Below are 23035 nucleotides of genomic sequence, written 5' to 3'. Positions count from 1 at the left end.
TGTCACCGAATAGTTAACAGGCTCTTTTCAAAATGGTTTAATATCTCAGATTGTAGAAATCGGTCACGACAGGCTGACGCGGACTAGCCTGCTGTGCCGTTTTCGCGGCCTTTTTACCGGTTCACGCGTCCGTCGATCAGCTTGTCCACCACGGCGGGTTCGGCCAGCGTGCTGGTGTCGCCCAGCCGGTCGAATTCGTTGGCGGCGATCTTCCTGAGAATTCTGCGCATGATCTTGCCCGACCGCGTCTTGGGCAGGCCGCCATCGGTCCGGGGCGTGAACTGGATCAGGTCCGGCGACGCGATCGGTCCGATTTCCTTTCGCACATGCTTGACCAGATCGCGCTTGAGTTCGTCGCTTTCTTCCGCACCGGACGTCGTGGTGACATAGGCGTAGATGCCCTGGCCCTTGATGTCGTGGGGGTAGCCGACGACCGCGCTCTCCGCGACGGCCGGATGGCTTCCCAGCGCGGCCTCGACCTCGGCCGTGCCCATGCGGTGGCCCGACACGTTGATGACGTCGTCCACGCGTCCGGTGATCCAGATCGTGCCGTCGGCGTCCCGGCGCGCGCCGTCGCCCGTGAAATAGGTGCCGGGATAGGTCGAGAAGTAGGTCTGCTCGAAGCGGGCGTGGTCGCCATAGACGGTGCGCATCTGGCCCGGCCAGGAGGCGGTGATGACGAGGTTGCCTTCCGTTGCGCCGTGCAGAACCTGCCCTTCGGCATCCAACAGCTGCGGTTCGATCCCGAACATGGGAAACGTCCCGGCCCCCGGTTTCATGTCCACCGTGCCGGGCAGCGGCACGATCATCGCCCCGCCGGTTTCCGTTTGCCACCAGGTATCGACGATGGGACAGCGCCCCTCGCCGACCGTGTGGAAATACCATTCCCATGCTTCGGGGTTGATCGGCTCGCCGACCGTGCCCAGCACTCGCAGCGACGAGCGGTCCGTGGCCCGGACGGGGCCGTCGCCGTCGCGCATCAGCGCACGGATCGCCGTAGGAGCGGTGTAGAACAGCGAGACCTGGTGATCGTCGCAGACCTGCCAGAAGCGCGACGCGTCCGGATAGGTCGGCGTGCCTTCGAACATGACGGTCGTCGCGCCGTTGGCCAGCGGTCCGTAGACGATATAGGTATGGCCCGTGACCCAGCCGACATCGGCCGTGCACCAATAGACGTCGTCCTCCTTCAGATCGAACACATAGTCGTGGGTCAGCGAAGCCCAGACCAGATATCCGCCGCAAGTGTGCAGCACGCCCTTGGGCTGTCCCGTCGAACCGGATGTGTAGAGAATGAAGAGCGGGTCTTCGGCGCTCATCGGTTCGGCCGGACAATCGTCCGGCACGTTCGCCATCGCCTCATGCAGCCAGACGTCCCGGCCTTCGGTCCAGCCTATATCGGCGTCTGTGCGCCGTACGACGATCTGGGTCTTTACCGGAACGCCCGCCTTGGCGGCAATGTCGCAAGCCGCGTCGGCATTGACCTTCAGCGGAACGGTGCGTCCGCCGCGCACGCCTTCGTCCGCCGTGATGAGCACATGGCTGTCGCAATCGACGATCCGCCCGGCCAGCGCGTCGGGCGAGAAACCGCCGAACACGACCGAATGGACCGCCCCGATGCGCGCACAGGCCAGCATGGCGAAAGCGGCTTCCGGAATCATCGGCATGTAGAGGGTGATGCGGTCGCCTTTTTTCGCCCCGTTCGCTTTCAATACATTGGCGAAGCGGCAGACTTCGGCATGGACTTCGCGGTATGTTAAGGACTTCGACTCGCCCGGTTCGTCGCCCTCGAACAGGATCGCCGTCTTGTCGCCGCGCGTCTTAAGATGGCGGTCGAGGCAGCTTTCGGTCACGTTGAGCACGCCGTCGCGGTACCATTCGATCTTGACCGGCGCGGTGAAGGACCAGTCGCAGACATGGCTTGGCTGTTCCATCCATTTCACGCGGTCCGCCTGTTCGCGGAAGAAACCCTCCCGGTCGGTGACGGATCGTTCGTAGAGCGAGCGATAACCCTCCGGCGTGAGGTTGCTTGCGCGCGCGAAGTCCTGCGGGGCCGGATAGGCCGGTGTCGATGTGCTCATGTCGGGTGCCTCTGCCATGTCGTTCACGTGCGTGCCTTCCTAGAAGCCGTATTTCGTCGAGAAGGTAAAGCGCCGAACCGCGCCGCTGGTCTCGTTCTCTAACGTCCTGATACCCCAAAGGCCCTCGACGCCGACCGTCACCTTGGGCGCGATGTCCCATAGCAGCGCGGCATAGGCGGACTGGACGGACTGGGTCGTCGCCGGGTTCAGCGTGGTCAGGAAATCGGGGTTGTCGGCGAACAGGGCGGAATAGCCGAGATTGAACCGCGTCGTCTCGCCCATCGGATGGCGCCAGGCGACCAGCCCGCCATAGGACGGGATCGCTTCCAGTTCGCCCGTGGCCGGGTCGAGCGCCGCGCTGTTGATCGCGTTCAGCCCGACATAGCGGCCCATCCCTTCGCCCGCGACCGCGTTGAAGCGGATGTCGTCGCGCGCGCCGATCTTGATGCGGCCCGATGCACTGAGCCCGAAGCCGAACGTGCTTTCATCCAGCGCGCCCGTTTCCAGACGCAATTGGCGTCCGATGCCGGACAGGGAGATATTGCCGAAATCGCCGGCCCAGTCGTACCGGGCGATCACGTCCGGAATCAGGTTGCCGTCCGCCTCGATCCGTCCCAGTCCCATGGCGGGCGTGAGAGTGGCGTTGCCGGATTCCAGGGCCAGCTGGAAGTTCCCTGTCGTGTAGCGGATCATGGGCTGGCGGATGAAGCTCATCCCGTCCGACAGGACGAGGAAGCTCGCGCTTTCCGGGATGGCCGACGTGTTCTGAAAGGTCGTCCAGTCCTGACCGACGCGCAGGCCCTTATAATCGAGAAAGGCCCGGCGCAGGCGCAGCGCGTAGGAGTTGGACACCCGCTCATTGCCCTGCAGCGATCCGAGGAAGTCCATCTCGATGAAACCCAGTGCCCGGTCTTCGTCCGTCCCGCGTTCGGCGGAAAAGGACAGACGCGACGCCTGCGCCGTCAGGTCGGTGACCGTCGTGCCGTCTCCGGCGCCGACCGGCGTGACACTGGGAATGTAGAAGTCGCGCGCGATCGATCCGGATCCGACCGATCCGTCGGTGAAGCGCGTCACATGCGCATCCAGATCGACGAACCCGCCAATCTTGAATGTCGTTTCGCCCAATGTGAACCCTTCGCTTTTGGGCGTGGTCTGGCTGCCCTTGTCCTCGGGCGGAATGGCTGCAATGCGCGATTGCAACAGGACCGGCATCTCGTCGGCGATGTCCCGGACCTCTTGCAGCTCCGTCCTGACCTCGGCCAGCCTCAGCTCCAGTTGCGCGATCCGCGCCTCCAGATCGGCGGTCGGGCTCTGCCCGAAGGCCGGGCTGGCGACCATGAGAACGAACAGGGCGCAGCCCGTGCGACGCAATGCGGTCATGTGTATCTCCCCATATCTTGTCCGCGTTCCTTCTTCCGGCCAGGCCGGCGAGGGCGGTTTGCAACGATTACTGGAGGGGACGGCGCCACCCGGCTATTAGCCATAGGTGTTACGACCTTGGTCGCATAAGGAGAGAGGCTCGAAAGGAGAGAGGAAAATGGGCGAAGCGGAGCGGCAGGACGGACCCGGCGATGCGACCCTGCTCGTGATCGACGATCATCCGCTGGTGCGCGACGCGCTTTGCGCCAATCTCGCCCGCGCGGGTTTCGACACGGTGCGGACCGCCTCGACCCTGTCCGAAGGCCTGCCCCTGATCGCGGACGGGCGACCCGATCTCGTCCTGCTCGATCTGGAACTGGGCGATGCCAGCGGGCTGGAAGGATTGTCGCGACTGCAGGGCACTGTCCCGGACCTGCCGGTCATGATCGTATCCAGCCATGACGACCCCTCGCTCATCGCCCGGGCCCGGGCGCTCGGCGCGAAGGGGTTCCTGACCAAGAACGAACCGGGCGAGGCGATCGCGGCGGCCGTCCGGACCGTACTGGAAGGCGGCGAGGCCTTTCCGGAAGCCCTCACGCCTGAACGCGCGGAGGATAGTCCGGCCCAGCGCCTGACCACCCTCACCCCGGCGCAGCGTCGCGTGACCGGCTTTCTGGCGGAAGGATTGCTCAACAAGCAGATCGCTTTCGAGATGGGCATCTCCGAAGCGACGGTGAAGGCGCATATGACGGCGATCTTCCGCAAGCTCGGCGTGAACAACCGCACACAGGCGCTGCTTGTACTGAACGCGGCGCTGAAAGCCTAGCGCGTCTCGCCGAGCCAACGGGCCAATCGGTCCGGATCGACCGGCTTGGGCAGGAGCGGCACATCCATCCGCGCGGCTCGCGCCAGAACGTCGGCGTCCTGCACGGCGGAGACGAGTGCGTAGCGCGTCGACGCGGGCAAGCGCGCGCGCAGATCCGCGATGACGTCCAACCCGTCGCCGTTGTTGCCCAGATCGTAATCCACCAGCACCGTGTCGGGAACATCCGACAGTTCCGCAGGTAGGTCGTCCGGACCGGCGAAGCTTCGCACCGTTGCCGACCACCGCGCCAACAGGGCTTCCATGCCTTCGCGCACCGGCAGTTCGTCATCGACGATCCAGATCGTCCGGCCCGACAGCACGGCTGGCGCGGTCGTCGCCTCCACACTGTCGCGGGAGTTCATGCTCGGCGCACCGGCGATGCGCGGCAGGCGGATGGAAAACACGCTGCCGTGCCCGACGACGGACCGCAGCACGACGTCCGTTCCCATCAGCCGGGCCATGCGGCGCGCGACGGGCAGGCCCAGTCCGCCCCCACGCGCGCCGAGATTGTCCAGTGCCGCATCGCGTTCGAATTCTTCGAACACGGCTTCGCGACGCTCCGGCGCGATGCCCGGACCCGTATCCCAGACTTCCACCCGGACATGGTCGGGACCGTCCCGCCGCGCGCCGATCAACACGCCGCCTTCGCGTGTGTAGCGACGCGCATTGGAGAGCAGGTTGCGCAGCACGGATTGCAGGAAATCGGCGTCGGCACGGACTGCGAGCCGGGTCGGCACGTGGCGCAGCGACAGGCCGGCCTGCGCCGCCATCGGTGCGGCCTCATCGACCAGGTCGGCGAACAGGGCGCCGAGCGCGATCCCGGTTTCCTTGAGCTGCACGGTCGCATGGTCGAGCCGGGAAATGTCGAGCAATCCCTTGAGCAGCATGTCGGCGGACGCGATCGCCTGATCGGCCTTGCCCAGCAGCGCGGTGTCGGGCGCGTCCGGATCGACCGCGCCGACGAACAGGCGCGCCGCATTGAGCGGTTGCAGCAGATCGTGGCTGGCGGCGGCGAGGAATCGTGTCTTGGATGCATTGGCGGCATCCGCATCCTCGCGCGCGCGTCGCAGCGTTTCCGCCATATCTTCGAGCGCCTGCGTACGGTCCGCGACGCGCTGCTCCAGCCGGTCGTTGGCGTCGCGCAAGGCTTCTTCGCGTTGCCGGTCCCGGGTGATGTCGGTGAAAGTGGTGACATAGCCGCCGCCGGGCGTCGGGCTGCCTTCGATGCGGAAGGTCCGCCCGTCCGGATTGGCGCGCTCATAGATATGGGGCCGTCCGGCGCGCATATGCGCCACGCGCCGCCGGGCCTGGTCGCGCGGGTCGCCGCCCGTGATCCAGCCTTCGCCAATATTGTGCTCGATCAGATCCGCCACGGGGCGGCCACGTTGCAGCAGTTCCTTCGGATAATCGAAGATGTCGGCATAGGCGCCGTTCCAGGCGACGAGGCGTTGCTGGCTGTCCACGACGGACAGGCCCTGCGGGATCGTTTCCAGCGTCGACTGCAGGAGATGGTCGTCGAAGCGCTCCGCCGGAGCACGCTGGTCGAACAGGGTGATGACATCGTCCAGGTTCATGTCCAGGTCGGACACGGCGGACGCCATGATGACCCGCGCGGACGACGCCCCGATCGCGCGGGCGAGGAGCTTTTCGGTGAACTGCACCAGCCGCCAGTCCGCCGATCCGTTGCCGATTACGGCTATGCCGGGCGTCTGTGCGGCGAACCTCTCGAACGCATGTCGTACGGCCGTGCGGTCGAGAAAGCGCGCAGCCAGGGCGGACAGCCCGTCCGGCGACATCGACGCGCTCTGTGCCGGCAGGCGGCCTTGCGGCGCCTGCCGCGGCTCCGCCCTGGCGGTGAAGACCGCGCCCTGCACCCGGTCGCGCAGGCGTTCCGACGCACTGAGCGACAGCAGGACAAAAAGCAGCATGTTGACGCCGAGGCTCCAGATCGTGCCATGCGCCAGAGGATCGCCGAAATCCTGGCCCAGCAGCGCATGAGGCTGGAGCCATCCGGAGACGACGTCCGCCATGACGTCCGGGCCGAACAGGCCGGGCAGCAGCAGCGTATAAGCCCACACCGCGAAGCCCGCGCCCAACCCCGCCAGCGCGCCCTTCCGGTTGGCGCGGCGCCAGATCACCGCGCCGATCAGGGCCGGACCGAACTGCGCGGCCGCCGCAAAGGATAGCAGGCCAGTCTGCGCCAGCGCGGCGCTGTCCCCGCCCATGCGGTAGAAACCGTAGGCCAACAGCAACAGCCCGATGATGACGCCGCGCCGGATTCGCAGCAGGGCGACGCGGCCCGCCTTGCCCGGTCCGAACCGTCCATCCAGCAGGTTGGGCACGATCAAATCGTTCGTCACCATGGCCGACAGGGTGATGGTCGCGACGATCACCATGCCTGTCGCCGCCGAGAATCCGCCGAGGAAGACGAACAGGCCCAGCGTTTCGGAACCCACTGCAAGCGGGAGTTCCAGCACGAACAGATCCGGCGATACGCTCCCTGGCAGGACCGCCAGCCCCGCCACGGTGATGGGGATGACGACCAGGCTCGTCGCCAGCAGGTAGAGAGGGAAAAGCCAGCGCGCCCATGAGACGTCGCGGCGGTGCGTGCGTTCGATCATGGCGACATGAAACTGGCGGGGCAGGCAGAAAATGGCCGCCATGGACAAAAGCAGGATCGCGGTGGGGCGGAGTCCGTCACTACTGCGCCCCGTCAGATCCCGCACGGCTTGAGCCAGATCGACGCCGTTTTCCCGGATCAGGCTCAAGGAAAGAAGGCAGACCGCTATCAGCGCGGCGAGCTTCACCAAGGCCTCGAATTGCAGCACGCGCATCAAACCGGGATTGCGGCGGGTCGCGTCAGACGCGCGCGCGCCGAACAGGATGGCGAAGGCCGACATGGCCAGCGCCGTGCCGAGCACCAGCCCATTGGCGTCGCGCGCAGGCGCGCCGACCAGCGTGGCGAGGCTGAGCCCCACCGATTTCAGTTGCAAGGCGATATAGGGCAGGCTGCCCGTGACGGCGCAGAGCGTGGCCAGCGCCGCGACGCCGCGGCTCTTGCCGTAGCGTGCGGCCAGGAAATCCGAGAGGGTCGAGATGCTCTCGCGCTGGGTGATGTCGCCGATGCGCCCGATCAGGCCGGACCAGAACAGCAAAACGAAGGCCGGGCCGAGCAGGATCCAGACATAGTCCATTCCGGCAGACGCCGCCGTGCCGACCGCGCCGAAATAGGTCCAGGAAGTGCAGTAGACACTCAGGGCGAGCCCGTAGCCGATGCCCGAACGCCATCCGGAGACATCCTTCGTCCTGACGGCGCGCCGGTCCGCTGTCCAGGCGATGGCGAACAGACCGGCGACATAGATGGCCGTGACGGCGAATACCAACCAGAGCGGCATCTCTTCCCTCCCGAAAAGAAGGTTAGGCCGAGGCCGGATGACTGGCAAGCAGGCTCCGGACGAACCACAACCTGAAAGGGCAATAGATGGTTTTAAACCATATTAACCGATTTGCAATTTTCTGCCTTTTTATTCGGTTCGAATGTTTGTCGGGGTTGAAGGGGGATAGGATGACATACGGGCCGAAAGCCGTCATTGTAGGCGCCATTCTTGGAGTCATGTTGCTTCGGCCCGGAACCGGCCGGGCCGACACGATCGACCAGGCCATGAGTTTCACGGGCGAGATCACGGCCAGCTGTGTCATCAACGTCATGACCAGCGGCCAGCTCGGTGTTTCGGCCGACCATCTGAAGATGTCGAGCAAGGAAATCGGCGGCGTCAGCGGCGTGGCCGAGATCACGACCAACATCACCGGTTCTCAGATCCAGATCGTCAATCCCAGCGCTTTCACCGTCGCCCCCAGTGGGGCCGATACGGGCAGCCTCTTCTCCACAGAATACACACTGACCGGTGTGACGATGGGAACAATGGCCGACGGCGCGGTCGCCACGACGCTTCTTCCGGGTGTCACGGCCATGACGCTGAATGTCGAGGCCGCGCGCAGCGATACGCTCTATCCGGTCGGCAATTACACGCTGAGCCCGACGGTTCGCTGCATCACGCCATGACGTATCGCTCTCCATTCTGGATCGTCACGGCCGCGCTGCTCGCGGCCTTTCCGATGACGGCTTCGGCACAAGCGTTGACACCCATGAAGCAGGTCGTTCCGGCGGACACCGACGTCTTCAAGATCGGAGTCGATGTGAGCAATCCCTACGCGCAACCACAGCGCAGCCGGATCATCGTGCGCGATACGGCGATGCTGCCTATATTGCGCGTCGCCCTGACGGCCGACGACTTCGTTCTGGGGCCCGGCCAGAAACGCCGCATCGGCGTGCTGGTCGATTTCGAACCCGGCAAACGCACGCGGATCGTCTATGTCTGTCACGCCATGCAACCCCGTATCGCGGGGGTCGGCGCATCCTATAAGGGGGAAGTATGCGGCAAGGTCTCCGCCTTTCGGTCGCGCTGATCGCAGCGCTCGCGGCGACGGGACCGGCCGCGCCGGTTCTGGCCCGTCAGGTTCCGGCGGAAGCCGACACCCGCGCGATCCTGATCCCGTCCAATCTCAGCGCCTATAATCAGCAGGGTTTCAACCTGCCCGCCGTGCCGCGCGCCACAGGTCAGGACAGCGTGCGCGGCGCGGGCGGCATCTCCTGCCAATCCTCGGTCAGCACGAGCGGTCCCGTGTTCGACGCCGGGGTGATCGGCACCAACGACGTCTATGCGCGCGATGCGGCGGCTTTATACGGGCGCATCACGATACCGCTGGGCCGCAAGCCCAAGCGCATCGACTGCACCAAGCTGTACAATCTGGAGGTCGAGCGCCTGAAGCTGGAGATCCAAATGCTGCGCATCAGCCAGGCGCGCGGCAGCGTCATGAACGAGGACCACATGCTGCAAGCCGCTTTCGAGGCTGCACGGGCGGCCGAGGCCGGACCTCGCGCGCCCATCGTGGCGACCATGTTGCCGGAGCAGCCGATCCAGATCGACGCCGCCCCGGTACCCTTGACGGTCCATCCCGAGAGCTGGTCGCCCTTAGAAGCGGACGGCGCGAAACGCTTCCTGTTCCGCTAGAACAAAAAAAGCCGCCCAGAAGGGCGGCTTCGACAAAGCGAACTTTCACTTTTTCATACAGTTTAGGCGCAGAAGGGCACATTGTGCTCATTGTCGTAATATCCTGTTCCATCATCTGTCACCTCGCCCGGCATCAGAATCGCCAATAAGATTAGGAAACCTCCTGAGACGTCTCTCATTTCTTCGGTTTTGAGTTCTCGCATTTTTTCCTCCTATTTTGCGATACACCAAATCTACCATTTGGTGTGTTTGAAGCAACAACTATAAATGCGGGCTTTCTTAGACATTGGTCTAAAAAAGCCGCCTCGACGGGCGGCTTCTGTTTTGACGTATTTCAGATCTACTCCGCTGAGTCCGGCACCAGACCCGGCATGTCGGGGGTCATGCCTACGTCCGCGATGCCGTGCGGACGTCGCGTTCCGGGGATGCGGATATCCGCAACCAGATCCTGGATGTCCTGCGGCGGCGGCGCGGTGACGAGGGACACACCGATTCCGACCACCAGCGACAGCCACATGAACACGAAGCCTATACCTTCCGGCGAGACCCCAAAGAGCCAGAGCGACGGATCCTCATTCACGAACTTGAAGTAGTAGATGTAGCTGAAGGTCGTGATCAGACCTACCAGCATGGCAGAGATCGCGCCTTCCTTGTTCATGCGCTTCCAGAAGATGCCCAGGAAGATCACGGGGAACAGCGACGCGGCCGCCAGCCCGAAGGCGAACGCCACGACCTGCGCGACGAAGGGCAGGCTGGACGCGAAGGCTCCCAGCGTGGCCGAGGCGACCACTGCCACGGCGGCAGCCGTCCGGGCGGCGAACATCTCCTGCTTCTCCGACATGTTCGGCGTGAAAGTCCGCTTCATGAGATCATGCGAGACCGCTGAACTGATCACCATCAGCAAGCCCGCCGCCGTCGAGAGCGCGGCGGCGAGACCGCCCGCCACGACCAGACCGATCACCCAGCCGGGCAGGTTGGCGATCTGCGGATTGGCCAGCACGAAGATGTCGTTGTTCGGCACGACCTCGTTGGCGACGCCGTCGGGGGCTGCGGGACCGCGATATTGCATGACGCCGTCACCGTTCAGATCGTCATAGGCGAGCAGGCCCGTGGTTTCCCACGTTTTGTACCATTCCGGCACCGGCTTGCCGCCCTCTGCGAGGATTTCGGCGGAACGGGCGTCGTAGTTCTCGTCGTCAGAAATGTAGGTCGCCTCGTTGACCGTCTCGATGAAATTGATCCGCGCAAACGCCCCGACCGCCGGCGCGACCGTGTAGAGCAATGCGATAAACATCAGCGCCCATCCGGCGGATTTCCTCGCGGCCCGGGCTGAACTGACGGTAAAGAAGCGGATGATGACATGCGGCAGTCCGGCCGTGCCGAACATCAGCGCCGCCGTGATGCAGAACACGTCGATCTTGGCCTTGGTCGTTCCGGTATATTCGGTGAAGCCGAGATCCGTGACGAGCGTGTTCAGCTTCTCCAGCATCGGCGTGTCCGTCCCCGCCGCATTGCCGATGAAACCGAGCTGCGGGATGAAATTGCCCGTGATGGCCAGGCTGATGAAGATGGCCGGGACCGTATAAGCGAAGATCAGAACGACATATTGCGCCACTTGCGTATAGGTGATGCCTTTCATGCCACCCAGCACCGCGTAGAAGAACACGATGGCCGAGCCGATGAAGATGCCGACATTGAAGTTCACGCCGAGGAAGCTTGAGAACGCCACGCCGACGCCCTTCATCTGTCCGGCGATATAGGTGAACGACACCATCAATGCGCAGATCACGGCGATGACCCGCGCGACCTTGGAATAGTACCGGTCGCCGACGAAATCCGGCACGGTGAACTTGCCGAATTCGCGCATGAAGGGCGCGAGCAGCAGCGCCAGCAGAACGTAGCCGCCCGTCCAGCCCATCAGATAGACCGAGCCGCCATAGCCGAGAAAGGCGATGAGCCCCGCCATGGAGAGGAAGGACGCCGCACTCATCCAGTCCGCGCCCGTGGCCATGCCGTTGAGCGCCGGATGGATGTCGTGGCCCGCCACGTAGAAGTCTTCGGTCGACCCGGCCTTCGCCCAGATGGCGATGCCGATATAGAGCCCGAAGGTCAGGATGACGAAGAAGTAGGTCCAGAAGGTCTGATCCATCGCTCTAGCCTCCCAGCCCGTAGCGGCGCTCCAGCCGGGTCATCTGAATGCAGTAGATCACGATCAGCAGCAGGAAGATGTAGATGGCTCCGTTCTGGGCGAACCAGAAGCCGAGCGGGGCGCCGCCGATCGAGAAACTGTCCAACGCCTCTCGGAACAATATGCCCGCACCATAGGAAGCGGCGAACCAGACGCATAGAAGCCCCAAGGTCAGCCGCTTGGCCGAGCGCCAATAGGCAGCTTTCGCCGCCTCGCCCGGTTCGTGTGTCACATCGATTTCGGCCATGGCCGTTCTCCCCCGTCTCATTGCACGGCCCTGTTGGTCGGGCTCAGCGACTTGCTGTGCCGCGAAGGCACGGGAGAAGGAAGACAGACTTTGGTCTTAGTCGGGATCAGGCCTGATGGAGGAGTTCGGGCTAAAGCGGCGGCCTAAAGCCCGGGCAGACCCGTCCGCCAAGCCATCCAGAGCGGGATCCAGATGAAGGTCGTCGTCATCAAGCCCTTGACGGTCTGGTAGGCGATCCAGCCCCAGAACAGCTTTTCCTTGCTGGGCTTGGCGATGGAAAACGCTTTCATGGACCGGCTCCGTCTGGCCTTGCGTCCGAATGACGAACGATGGGCGGGTCCGGTCATGATTGCGAATGCCGCCCAACCCGGCCGTGACGGGCGTCACATGGATGGGGCGTCCGTCAGCCCAATCCCGGCAAGGCTTGCGCGAGCTTGCCGCCTTTGTCGCGCTTGCGCTCCCGCATGTGGAAATCCTTCATGCAGCGCTCCATTTCGCGCAGGCCGAAGACGACCGATCCGGCATGCTGGGTCGAATCGTCCTGGATGTCCCGGCCTTTCAAACCTTCTTCGACCGCATCCACGGCTTGCGAAAAGTCTTCCATCCCTGCTTGTTCATCCGCACCGTCGTCGGTCAGCGCCCGGATCGCGGCCTGTCCGGCATCGACCAGATCGGACCGGTCGATCGCGGCCTCGTCGAAGTAGGAAAGCGGGCTGTCCACCCGGTCGATCAGGATGACCGAATTGTAGAGCTCCTCCAACGCGTCGAAAGTGCTGTGCAGGCCTTTCGGATCCGATGTCTTGGCCTTGCCTATCACCTCCCGCCCCGAAGACAGTGCGCCGTGGAACGCGCGGCGTGCCGCATCCGCGCCGTCACCGTCCTTTTCGTCGCGCAGGGCGGCCGCGTAGCGTTTGGCCACGGCGTCCAGCGCATTACGGCGATGGCGGCGTCCGCGCTTGACGGCGCTTTCGGGCCAGACGATCAGGCTCACGGCGATGCCGACCGCGATGCCGATGCCGATCGCGACGGCGCGCGCTTGGGCGACATCGACATCGCCGGACGTGTCCGCCAGCGCCAGCGCGACGGCGGCGACCACGCCGTAACGCCAGTTGGACCGGAAACCCGCCACGAAGTTCATGGTGAACATCACGACGGCGAGCGCGATGCCGACGCCGTAACCGCCGGGAAGCAGGAACAGACAGGCCAGACCGATGCCGCTGCCCACCAAGGTCGCGAGCAGACGTTCCCAACCTGCCGAGATGGTCCGACCGATACTGGGTTGCACGATGAGGACGGCCGACAGGACCGCGACGAAAGCTTCGTCCGAGCCGATCATCTGGATGATCGTGTAGCAGGCGACCGCAGCGACGGCGGATTGCATTCCGAGGCGGAACGCGTCGCGCAAAGTCTGTCTGTCGAGATCGAAAGGCATGTCGGGCGTCCTGGAAACGGGATGGGCGGACGGTGCAATGAGCGGCGCCGCAAAAAGTGCCGGATAAAGGCGGCTGCCCCCTCACATCTTCGCCGTCACCCTCAACATTACGGATTTTTGCGAAGCCCGGCGTGGACCCGGTTGGGAAGTCGGTCTAAGTGCACGGAATCTGCATGCCGGTCTCCATAGGGAAGCCGTCATTCGAAAGGGGATTGTCAGAGCGAACATGTCGTGTCCTGGGCCATTCAGAACTGCCTGTGCGTCCTTGGCCGGCCGCGTCTCTCTGGCGTCGCTGCTGTGGATCGGCGTATCCGGCACGGCATGGGCACAACCCGACGTTCCGGATGCAGCCGCGCCGCGCGTCGCGACGATCGACCCCGACAGCCCGTTCCAGGATCCCGATCTGATCTATCTGGAAGCCGACGAGGTCGTGAACGACGAAGCCAGCCGCGTGATCACGGCGATCGGCGAAGTCGAAGGCCGCTATGAGGACCGGACCCTGCGCGCGAGTCGCGTCGATTACAATCTCGACACGGGCGTCGTCGTGGCGACCGGCGACGTCGTCATCATCGACGGCCAAGGCAATGTGCAATATTCCGACAAGGTCGAACTGTCCGACCGGTTGGAGACCGGGACGGCGGCCAACTACCAAGCCCGCCTGGCCACCGGTCCGACGACCGCCGCCCGTCTGGTCACGCGGGGCGAGTCGGGCGAGTTCGAGCTCTACAACGTCACCTACACGGCGTGCGAATTGTGCGAGAACAGCGACGGCGACGTCAAGAAACCGACGTGGCGCATCCGGGCCCGCCGCGTGGTCCAGGACGAGGAGTCCCGGAGCATCCGTTACAAGGATGCCGTCATAGAGGTTTTCGGCCTGCCGGTTTTCTATACGCCCTATCTGTCGCACCCGGATCCGACCAAGGACCGCGCTTCGGGTTTCCTCTTCCCGATGCCCAGCATTTCCGACAGCCGCGGCATCAGCTACGCCCAACCCTATTACTGGGCGATCGACGAATATTCCGAAGCCACGATCACGCCGCGCATCTATTCCAAGGTCAATCCGTTGCTGGGCGTGAAAGCGCGCCGCAAGTTCCATACGGGCGATCTGCGTTTCGACGGTTCGATCACCTATGAGACCGCTTTTGACGACGAAGGTCGCGCATTGGATAATCCCGCGCTGTTTCGCGATCCATCCCAGGTAGAGCAAGGCCCCGAGCTTTCCAGCCATTTCTTTGCAGACGGGTATTTCAGGCCATCGACCGAGCTAAGCTACGGCTATACGGTCATGCTTCAAAGTGACGACAATTACAGGGAGCGCTACGGGCTGACATCGCGGTTCAAGTCCAGCGGACTCTTCCAGAATGTCGTCAGAAGCAACACGTCGCAGGCCTTCATCGCCGCGCAAGGCGACAATTACCGCATTTCCGGCACCGTTGCGGCATTCCAGGGTCTTTTCGACGCATTCCTGCGAAACCAGGAAACCAACCTGATCGTCGCGTCCCGTAGGGATGATGGCTTCCTGCCCATCATCGGGCCCAAGGTCGAAGGAGAGTATTTCGTCGAAGATCCGCTGGTCGGCGGACGACTGCGCCTTTACGGGGATATGAACTACGCGCATCGCGAGACCGGAAACGATTACGGCCGCGTTACGCTGGGAGCGGACTATTCCAAAACCTGGATCGCGCCGATGGGACTGGAGGTCAAGCCGTTTGCCTGGGCCCGGTTCGACCAGTACGACATCACGACGCCAACAGACACGAAGATCGACTTCAGTCGGCCAATCGGACAGGCTGGCGTCGATGTGCGCTACCCTTTCATACGTCACGGGGAAGGTGTGGACCTTGTCATCGAACCGCGCGTGCAATTCACGGAGAGCTTCGGAGACGCCAAGCTTGATCGGTTCATCGACGCGCAGACCGGTCTGTCGGCGATCGAGGAAGGGGCGACGCCCAATCTCGATGCCGAGCTTCTGTTCGAGCCCAACAAGGCGGACGGCTTCGACTTTTTCGAAGAAGGACGCCGTCTGGATGTGGGCACGAAAGTCGCCGCGCAATGGGACATGTGGAACCGGGACAGCGAAGTCTCCTTGTTCGCCGGCCGCAGCTTCTCCGACGGCGTCGAGAACCGTTTCGGCCTGTCTTCGGGACTGTCCGGGACATCGTCCGAATATGTCGCGGAGGTCAAAGTCGACCTGTCGCGCTATCTGGTCGGCAGCACTCTGGTCCGGTTCGACCCCGAACGCGACACGTTCTCGCGTATCGATTCGTCCCTGTCCGTGAACACCGAATATCTGCGCCTTCGCGCCAAATACTACCGATTGGACGATCTGCCTCAGACATTGCTCAATGGCAGGGCGCCGGGGGAATTCCTCACCAGCAACGTGATCGTCGGCCCTGTCAAGAACTGGTCTGTCGGCTATTATACCAATGTCGATCTGAGCGAGAACATCGTGCGGTCGCATCGCGCAACGCTCAGCTACCGAGACGATTGCACATTGCTCGAACTCTATTTCCTGAAACGGAATTCCAGAAACATCATCGTCAACGACACGGAAATCGGCTTCCGGATTTCGTTAAATACGCTTGCGAGCTTTGGTAGCGGATAAGGCGGAATTCATCGGTGCGCCGGAGTTGAGGAAACGCAGTCGCGCAGGGCTTTGAGCTGAGTAATCAGGCCGCGCGCCAGCGTGATCGGCAGGCAGCTCGGCCCGTCGCAAAGCGCCGCATCCGGGTCACGGTGAAATTCCAGGAAGACCCCGTCCGCCCCGGCCGCCACGGCCGCGCGCGCAATGACGGGCACACCCTCGCGCCGTCCGCCCGTGGATGCGCCCTGGGTGCGCGGATCGGCCCCCGGCAGCTGCACGGCATGGGTCGCGTCGATGGTCACCGGCACGCCGAGCGACTGCATGAGCCCGATGCCCAGCATGTCGACCACGAGATTGTTGTAGCCGAAGCTGCTGCCGCGTTCGCACATGACGATCGGCAGATCCGGAGCGGCCTCGCGCGCCTTCGTGATGATGTTGTGTACATCCAATGGCGCGAGGAACTGCGCCTTCTTGACGTGCAGGATGCCGCCCGCCGTCCCGACGGCTTCGGCCGTGGCCACGACCAGGTCGGTCTGGCGGCAGAGAAAGGCGGGCAATTGCACGATGTCGGCCACGGCCGCAACGGCCACGGCCTGTTCGGGCGCGTGCAGATCGGTGCAGATCGGCACGTCCAGTTCCGCCTTGACCTTGGCCAAGATCTCCAAGCCCGCGTCCAGCCCTGGGCCGCGGAAGGATTTTATCGAGGACCGGTTGGCCTTGTCGAAGCTGGCCTTGAAGGCATAGGACAGGCCCAGCTCCGCACAGATGGATTTCAGCTCTGTTCCGATGTCGAGCGCCAGATCGATGTCTTCGAGAACATTCAGCCCCGCAATCACGGCCAAAGGGTGAGCGCCGCCGATCTTGAAGCGGGGATGGTTCAGGGCTGGACTCATGTGAGCGTGTCCGTTCGTGGATGGATGTGGCGGCGCGGCTTCGGTCGGATGCCGTCGTCATAAAGGCCGCCAAGCCGGCTCACAAGGCATTAGCCTTGCCGCGAGAAAGCGTCCGCATAGGTGCGTTTCAGACCTTGCTGCAACGGTATCGACGCCGTCCAGCCGGCTTTCGCCAAGGTCGAGACGTCCATGACCTTGCGCGGCGTGCCGTCCGGCTTGCTTGCATCCTTGGTCAGCGTTCCGTCGAATCCGACCGACTGCATGACCGCGCGGGCGAGCGCCTCGATGGTGATGTCCTCGCCTGTCCCGAGATTGATCGGCGCAGCCCGGCTCATCCGTTTGAGGATGAAAACGCAGCCATCGGCGCAGTCGTCCACGTGCAGGAATTCGCGCCGCGGCGTGCCGCTGCCCCAAAGGGTCATGCTGGGAGCGCCGGACAGCTTCGCCTCGTGTGCCTTGCGCATGAGGGCGGGAATGACGTGCGAGCTTTCAAGATCGAAATTGTCGCCGGGGCCGTAGAGGTTGGTCGGCATGGCGGAGACGAAATCCGCGCCGTGCTGCGCCCGGTAGGCCTGGCACAGCTTTACACCCGCGATCTTCGCGATGGCATAGGCTTCGTTGGTTGGTTCCAACGGGCCGCTCAGAAGAGCGTCTTCCGCAATCGGCTGCGGCGCCATTTTGGGATAGATGCAGGATGAACCGAGGAAGAGCAGCTTCTCCACCCCCGCCGCATGAGCCGAAGCGATGACGTTCTGTGCCATGGCCAGATTGTCGTAGAGGAAATCCGCCGGATAGCGGCTGTTCGCCAGAATGCCGCCGACGCGCCCGGCCGCATGGATGACGGCATGGGGCCGGTTTGCAGACATCCAGCGTTCGACATCGGCTTGGCGGGTCAGATCGAGTTCGTCGCGGCCAGCCGTGAGGATCCCGGCAACGGGTTCGCGCTCCAGTCGCCGCAGCAACGCGCTGCCGACCATGCCGCGATGGCCCGTCACGAAGACGCGTTTTCCCGTCAGGTCGTAAGGCAGGCTGACGGTCGGTTCACTCACCCGCCGCCTCCAACGCCATGACCTTCAGGTCTTCGACCACCATTTCCGACACCAGATCGGCGAAAGGCACCGTATGCGTCCAGCCGAGAACGTCGCGCGCCTTGCGCGGATCGGCGAGCAGCTGCTCCACTTCGGTCGGGCGGAAATAGGAGGGATCGATGCGTACCAGCACCTGCCCGCTATCCGCGTCGCGGCCGGTCTCGTTCACGCCTTCGCCGCCCCACACCACGCTGCGCCCGACTTCGGAGAAGGCCCGTTCGACGAATTCACGCACGCTGTGCATCTGTCCCGTGCCGAGGACGAAATCGTCGCCCGTCTCGTGCTGGACGACCCGCCACATGCCTTCGACGTAGTCGCGGGCATGGCCCCAATCGCGGCGGGCATCGAGATTGCCGAGATAGAGCGTGTCCTGCAGACCCAGATGGATGGCGGCCACGGCCCGGGTGATCTTGCGGGTCACGAATGTCTCGCCACGGCGCGGACTCTCATGATTGAACAGGATGCCGTTGCTGGCGTGGATGCCGTAGGCTTCGCGGTAATTCACCGTGATCCAGTAGGCGTAGAGCTTCGCGGCGCCGTAGGGGCTGCGCGGATAGAAGGGCGTGGTCTCGCTCTGCGGCACGTTCCGGACATGGCCGTAGAGTTCCGACGTCGACGCCTGATAGAAGCGCGTCTTCTCCGTCAGGCCGAGGATCCGGATCGCCTCGAGCAGGCGCAGCGTTCCGACCGCATCGGAATTGGCCGTGTATTCAGGCGTCTCGAAACTGACCATGACGTGACTCTGGGCGCCGAGATTGTAGATCTCGTCGGGCTGCACTTCCTGGACCAGGCGGATCAGATTGGTCGAGTCCGTCAGATCGCCGTAATGCAGGATGAAGCGCGGATCCGCTTCGTGCGGATCCTGGTAGAGATGATCGATCCGCGACGTATTGAAGGACGAGGACCGGCGCTTCATGCCGTGCACGACGTAACCCTTGGCGAGCAGCAGCTCGGCCAGATAGGATCCGTCCTGTCCGGTGATGCCGGTGATGAGCGCGGTTTTGGTCATGGGGCGGACCCGTAAGGCTTGGCGTCGGTTCGCGCTCTCCATGTTCCCAACCATGGGTTTGTGCAAGCGTCCTAGTCGGACGCCTGCGAGAAAGCGTTTGTATGGGTGCGGCCGTCCCGGCATATCGATGCCGACCACATCCCACACGTCCGGAAGACCGGGCCGTCACATTGCCGGAGCGTCCAGACATGGCCCGCAAACCGCAGGCGCAGATCGCGCCCAACAGTTACGCTTTCGAAACGCGGCCGCTCGTCAAGCCGACGGGCTTCCGCGAATATGATGCGCGCTGGTGGTTCGGGATCCCGGGCCATGAGAAAGACCCGGAGTTGAATCTCTACGGCGTTCGCGCCTTGGGCGAAGGCCTAGGCACGCTGATGTATGAACGCGGAGTCGACCCGGTCATCGCAGTCGGTCACGACTTTCGGCACTACAGCTTGGCCATCAAGATGGCGCTCGTCAACGGGCTGATGAGCGCCGGGGTCAAGGTGATGGATATCGGGCTGGCTCTGTCACCGATGGCCTATTTCGCTCAGTTCCATCTGAATGCCGCCGGGGTGGCGATGGTCACCGCTTCGCATAACTCCAATGGCTGGACAGGCGTGAAAATGGGGATCGAGCCGCCCCTGACCTTCGGCCCCGACGAGATGGCGCGTTTGAAATCCATCGTTCTGAACGCAGAGAGCCAAGCGCGACCCGGCGGGTCCTACGGCTATGTGGACGGGGTGCGCGACGCCTATCTGGATGATGTCGTGAACGGTGTGTCCCTATCGCGCCCGATCAAGGTCGTGGCTGCCTGCGGCAACGGCACGGCTGGAGCGTTCGCGCCCGAAGCGTTGCGGCGCATCGGCGCCGAGGTGATCGCCGTCGACTGCGATCTCGACCACACCTTCCCCAACTACAATCCGAACCCCGAATCCATGAAGATGCTGCACGCCATGCGCGACGCGGTGCTGGAGCACGGGGCCGATGTCGCGCTGGGCTTCGACGGGGACGGCGATCGATGCGGCGTCGTGGACGATGAGGGCGAGGAGATTTTCGCCGACAAGGTCGGCGTCATGCTCGCGCGCGATTTATCGGCGCTCCACCCGAACGCGCAATTTGTTGCCGACGTCAAATCGACCGGCCTGTTCAACACCGATCCCGTGCTAAAGGCAAACGGGGCGAAGACCGATTATTACAAGACCGGCCACAGCTACATTAAACGCCGCAGCAAGGAGCTGAATGCGCTGGTCGGGTTCGAGAAATCGGGCCACTATTTCTTCAACGCCCCGATCGGGCGCGGCTATGATTGCGGCCTGGTTTCCGCAGTCGCCATATTGCAGATGCTCGACCGCAGTCCCGGCAAGACCATGGGCGATCTGCGGCGCGATCTCCCCATGACCTACGGCTCGCCCACCATGAGCCCGGCCTGTGCCGACGAGGAGAAGTACGGCGTGGTGGAACGCATCGTGGCCGAGATCCAAGCCGCCAAGGAAGAGGGCGAAACCGTCGTCGGACAACGCATCGTGGACGTGAACACGGTCAACGGCGTGCGCTATACGCTCCAAGACGGCAGCTGGGGCCTGATCCGGGCGAGTTCCAACACGCCGAACCTCGTCGTCGTGGTGGAAAGCCCGACCGCCCGCGAGAATGCGGTTGGCATCTTCCGCGACATAGAGCGAAGGCTGGCCGCCCATGACGAGGTCGGGGAATTCGACCAGAAGATATGAGGCGCCGCGAACGTGACGGCGCATCCGGGTCGTTGACCTTCTCTTCCGGCCTCGACATGGCCGGGACATGAGAGGCGACCCCGGTGATAGCGGCGCTTGGGTGCGCATCGCCGTCGTGACCTACAATAGCGGCGCGCATACGCAGGCCTGCCTCGACGCGCTCGCCGCCCAGAGCGATCCGGCTTTCACGGCCATCATCGTCGACAATGACAGTTCGGACGGAGCGATCGACGGTTTGCGCCTGCCGGACGCCCGGTTCACGCTGGTCAGGAACACCGTCAATAACGGTTTCGCGGGCGGGTCGAACCAAGGGGTGCGGCAGGGGCGCGAACCTTACGTCATGACCCTCAACCCCGACACCCGGCTCGATCCGGACTGCTTGGCCCGCTTGCACCAGGCCGCCCGCGACCATGCGGGAGCCGCCATGCTGAGCCCGCTGCTCTGGCAGGAGGCAAGTCCCCCGGTTCTCGACGGGGCGGGAGACACGCTCAGCCTATACGGGATCGCCTGGCGCAACGGGCATGGCCGGGCGTGGCCCGATGCGACCGGACTGGAAGTCTGCGAAGTGTTCGGTCCGTCCGGTGCCGCCGCACTCTACCGCCGCGACCGGTTCGAAGCGGTCGGCGGATTCGACGAAAGCTTCTTCTGCTATTTCGAGGATGTGGATCTGGCCCTGCGCCTGCGCGCGCGCAAGGACATCGCCCTTCTGGTGCCCGATGCAAACGGCATTCATATCGGCGGGCATTCCACCGCGGGACTCCCAGGCTTCGCCATCCGCCAGACATCGCGCAACGCGCTTTCGAGCATGGCCACGAATGCGCCGCTCGCGCTCTTGCCGGTCATGCTCGCCTTGCACGTCATCGCCCACGCTTGGTTCCAGTTCCGCAACCGCAGAACGCCCGTCGCCCGCTTCCGGTCGGACGGGTTCCGCCAAGGGCTGGCGCGCCTGCCGCAACGGCTTTGGGCCAGAACCCGGCGGCGTCCCTATCCGATCGGCGCCAGTCTCCACGTCGCTCGCCGCCTATCCTGGACGATCCGCGACGTGAACGCGCGGCGCTTCGTATCCTGGCCTGCACCGCAACGGCCGGGCAGCCCACCATTGTCCGGCGGAACGACCGGAAGGCATGATCGTGCCGAACCATAAAGCCATGGCCTACGCATGACGACGAAATGTCCACCCCCGAGCGCGGCACGCTTCCGGCGGCCTGTCCCTATGGTCGGATTTGTCTCCGGGTCCATCACTCGCAGTCTTTCGCGACCGTCGCCGCGCATTCGGCATCAAATGAAGCGCGCAGGACATCAGACGCTCTTCATGGAATGTCCGAACGGTCTGTCTGTCTGGCTATGGGCAAACGCTCCTTCGGGCAACCAAAAGCCGTTGTATTCGTTGCGGCGAAGTCATATAGCGCGGCTTTTGGACCGTTCATCCTGTCCGCGTCTATCGGATCGCGCCCAGGGTGGTTACCGAACATGCGGTCTTCCTTGCAGTCCGCCTTTCGACGCCGTCCGGAGCAAGGGAGCGGTCTCCATCCGAGGATTTGTATGTCGGCATTACCGAAGGTCGCCGTCTTGGGTTGCGGACATTGGGGCAAGAATCTGGCCCGCAATTTCGCCGAACTCGGTGCGCTGCAGGCCGTCGTGGATCCGAATCCGGAGACCGCCCGCACTCATGCCGACATGCACGGCGTCGCCGCCATGACACAGGATGAGGCCCTTGCTTCGGATGTGGATGGCATCGTCATCGCCGCACCGGCGGAACTGCACCATGATCTGGCCATGGATGTCATCGCCGCCGGCAAACACGTCTATGTCGAAAAGCCGATCGCCCTGTCGGTGACCGACGGCGAGGAAATGGTCGCAGCCGCCCAGGCCGCCGATCGCATCCTGATGGTCGGCCATCTGTTGCAGTACCACCCCGTCTTTGCGGAATTGCGCCGCCGCGTGCAGGAGGGCTCGCTCGGCCAGCTGCGCTATGCCTATAGCCATCGTCTCTCGACTGGGATCTTCCGCGTCGCCGAGGATGCGGGCTGGAGCCTTGCGCCGCACGATGTTTCGATGCTGCTGTCGCTCTTCGGCGAAGCGCCGGACAGGATCCGATAGAGCGGTCTGGATTTCATCACGCCTGGCGTGGCCGACGAGCTTCGGCTCGACATGACTTTCCCGTCGGGCGGTCGCGCGCACGTCTTCGCTTCCTGGCTGCATCCGTTCAAGGAACAACGCCTTGTCGTCGTCGGCGCGACCGGCATGGCTGTTTTCGACGATCTGAAACCCTGGTCCGAGAAGTTGGCCATCTACCGCCATACCATCGACACGAGCGGGCCGGTTCCGATACCGCGCAAGGCCGAACCCGACTATATCGACGTACCGCAAGGCGAACCGCTGAAGTCCGAATGCCGGCATTTCCTGGACTGCATCGCCGAGAACAAAACCCCGTTGACCGACGGTGAAGAAGAATTGCGCGTCTTGCGCGTCATGGCGGATGACACGCTTCCCAAGCCGATCTAGACCTAT

19 protein-coding genes are annotated in these 23035 nt (G+C 63.7%); 9 read left to right on the top strand and 10 right to left on the bottom strand.

What is annotated here, in order from left to right:
- Window positions 1-113: 113 nt before the first annotated feature.
- Together acs and Q0718_RS06020 are read right to left on the bottom strand one after the other, a co-directional pair.
- Window positions 114-2096: an acetate--CoA ligase gene (gene acs, locus Q0718_RS06025; protein ID WP_298915500.1), complete on the bottom strand. Its 1983-nt coding sequence runs from the start codon at window positions 2094-2096 to the stop codon at window positions 114-116.
- Window positions 2097-2117: 21 nt separating this feature from the next.
- A complete protein-coding gene (locus tag Q0718_RS06020) occupies window positions 2118-3458 on the bottom strand; it encodes a porin (protein WP_298914981.1) in 1341 nt (446 codons plus the stop codon).
- Between the two features lie 157 nt (window positions 3459-3615).
- Here Q0718_RS06020 and Q0718_RS06015 point away from each other — a divergent pair, with 157 nt between their 5' ends.
- On the top strand, window positions 3616-4263 hold the full coding sequence (locus tag Q0718_RS06015; RefSeq protein ID WP_298914978.1) for a response regulator transcription factor: 648 nt from the start codon (window positions 3616-3618) through the stop codon (window positions 4261-4263).
- Here the strand turns inward: Q0718_RS06015 and Q0718_RS06010 are convergent.
- Window positions 4260-7697 (bottom strand): PAS-domain containing protein, encoded by a 3438-nt coding sequence (locus Q0718_RS06010; RefSeq protein WP_298914975.1) that lies wholly within the window; start codon window positions 7695-7697, stop codon window positions 4260-4262. The genes Q0718_RS06015 and Q0718_RS06010 overlap by 4 nt on opposite strands.
- A gap of 218 nt (window positions 7698-7915) precedes the next feature.
- On the opposite strand from Q0718_RS06010, the gene Q0718_RS06005 reads away from it, so the two are divergent.
- The 3 genes from Q0718_RS06005 to Q0718_RS05995 are packed head-to-tail and all read left to right on the top strand — an operon-like array spanning window position 7916 to window position 9374.
- Window positions 7916-8365 (top strand): hypothetical protein, encoded by a 450-nt coding sequence (locus tag Q0718_RS06005; protein WP_298914972.1) that lies wholly within the window; start codon window positions 7916-7918, stop codon window positions 8363-8365.
- A complete protein-coding gene (locus Q0718_RS06000; protein ID WP_298914970.1) occupies window positions 8362-8769 on the top strand; it encodes a hypothetical protein in 408 nt (135 codons plus the stop codon). Before Q0718_RS06005 ends, Q0718_RS06000 begins: the two co-directional genes overlap by 4 nt.
- Window positions 8736-9374, top strand: a complete 639-nt coding sequence (locus Q0718_RS05995) for a hypothetical protein (RefSeq protein ID WP_298914967.1) — start codon at window positions 8736-8738, stop codon at window positions 9372-9374. Before Q0718_RS06000 ends, Q0718_RS05995 begins: the two co-directional genes overlap by 34 nt.
- Window positions 9375-9714: 340 nt before the next feature.
- Here Q0718_RS05995 and Q0718_RS05990 read toward each other — a convergent pair whose 3' ends face one another.
- From Q0718_RS05990 to Q0718_RS05975, 4 genes are all read right to left on the bottom strand, one after another.
- A complete protein-coding gene (locus tag Q0718_RS05990; RefSeq protein ID WP_298914965.1) occupies window positions 9715-11523 on the bottom strand; it encodes a sodium:solute symporter family protein in 1809 nt (602 codons plus the stop codon).
- A gap of 4 nt (window positions 11524-11527) precedes the next feature.
- Window positions 11528-11809 carry a DUF4212 domain-containing protein gene (locus Q0718_RS05985; RefSeq protein ID WP_298914962.1) on the bottom strand — a complete coding sequence of 94 codons (282 nt, stop codon included), beginning with the start codon at window positions 11807-11809 and terminating at the stop codon, window positions 11528-11530.
- A 143-nt stretch (window positions 11810-11952) separates the two neighbouring features.
- Window positions 11953-12099 carry a hypothetical protein gene (locus Q0718_RS05980; RefSeq protein ID WP_298914959.1) on the bottom strand — a complete coding sequence of 49 codons (147 nt, stop codon included), beginning with the start codon at window positions 12097-12099 and terminating at the stop codon, window positions 11953-11955.
- Between the two features lie 113 nt (window positions 12100-12212).
- Window positions 12213-13241, bottom strand: a complete 1029-nt coding sequence (locus Q0718_RS05975) for an FUSC family protein (RefSeq protein ID WP_298914956.1) — start codon at window positions 13239-13241, stop codon at window positions 12213-12215.
- Between the two features lie 265 nt (window positions 13242-13506).
- On the opposite strand from Q0718_RS05975, the gene lptD reads away from it, so the two are divergent.
- Window positions 13507-15846, top strand: a complete 2340-nt coding sequence (lptD, locus tag Q0718_RS05970) for an LPS assembly protein LptD (protein ID WP_298914953.1) — start codon at window positions 13507-13509, stop codon at window positions 15844-15846.
- 8 nt (window positions 15847-15854) lie between these two features.
- Here the strand turns inward: lptD and kdsA are convergent, their stop codons facing one another.
- The 3 genes from kdsA to gmd all read right to left on the bottom strand — a co-directional run bounded on the left by kdsA (window position 15855) and on the right by gmd (window position 18815).
- On the bottom strand, window positions 15855-16718 hold the full coding sequence (gene kdsA, locus Q0718_RS05965; RefSeq protein WP_298914951.1) for a 3-deoxy-8-phosphooctulonate synthase: 864 nt from the start codon (window positions 16716-16718) through the stop codon (window positions 15855-15857).
- 89 nt (window positions 16719-16807) lie between these two features.
- A complete protein-coding gene (locus tag Q0718_RS05960) occupies window positions 16808-17767 on the bottom strand; it encodes a GDP-L-fucose synthase (protein ID WP_298914948.1) in 960 nt (319 codons plus the stop codon).
- Window positions 17760-18815: a GDP-mannose 4,6-dehydratase gene (gmd, locus tag Q0718_RS05955; RefSeq protein WP_298914946.1), complete on the bottom strand. Its 1056-nt coding sequence runs from the start codon at window positions 18813-18815 to the stop codon at window positions 17760-17762. Before gmd ends, Q0718_RS05960 begins: the two co-directional genes overlap by 8 nt.
- Window positions 18816-19003: 188 nt before the next feature.
- Here gmd and Q0718_RS05950 point away from each other — a divergent pair, with 188 nt between their 5' ends.
- The 4 genes from Q0718_RS05950 to Q0718_RS05935 all read left to right on the top strand — a co-directional run bounded on the left by Q0718_RS05950 (window position 19004) and on the right by Q0718_RS05935 (window position 23029).
- On the top strand, window positions 19004-20524 hold the full coding sequence (locus Q0718_RS05950) for a phosphomannomutase/phosphoglucomutase (protein ID WP_298914943.1): 1521 nt from the start codon (window positions 19004-19006) through the stop codon (window positions 20522-20524).
- Between the two features lie 67 nt (window positions 20525-20591).
- Window positions 20592-21668: a glycosyltransferase family 2 protein gene (locus Q0718_RS05945; protein ID WP_298914940.1), complete on the top strand. Its 1077-nt coding sequence runs from the start codon at window positions 20592-20594 to the stop codon at window positions 21666-21668.
- Between the two features lie 398 nt (window positions 21669-22066).
- The gene (locus Q0718_RS05940) at window positions 22067-22624 is read left to right on the top strand and encodes a Gfo/Idh/MocA family oxidoreductase (RefSeq protein ID WP_298914938.1); all 558 of its coding nucleotides are present in this window, start codon (window positions 22067-22069) and stop codon (window positions 22622-22624) included.
- Window positions 22625-22651: 27 nt separating this feature from the next.
- Window positions 22652-23029, top strand: a complete 378-nt coding sequence (locus tag Q0718_RS05935) for a hypothetical protein (protein ID WP_298914936.1) — start codon at window positions 22652-22654, stop codon at window positions 23027-23029.
- Window positions 23030-23035: the final 6 nt, after the last annotated feature.

This window comes from uncultured Algimonas sp., assembly GCF_947498175.1.
Classification (GTDB): Bacteria; Pseudomonadota; Alphaproteobacteria; order Caulobacterales; family Maricaulaceae; genus Litorimonas.
Note: the sequence above shows the minus strand (reverse complement) of the source record. Positions and strands in the feature narration are given on the sequence as shown.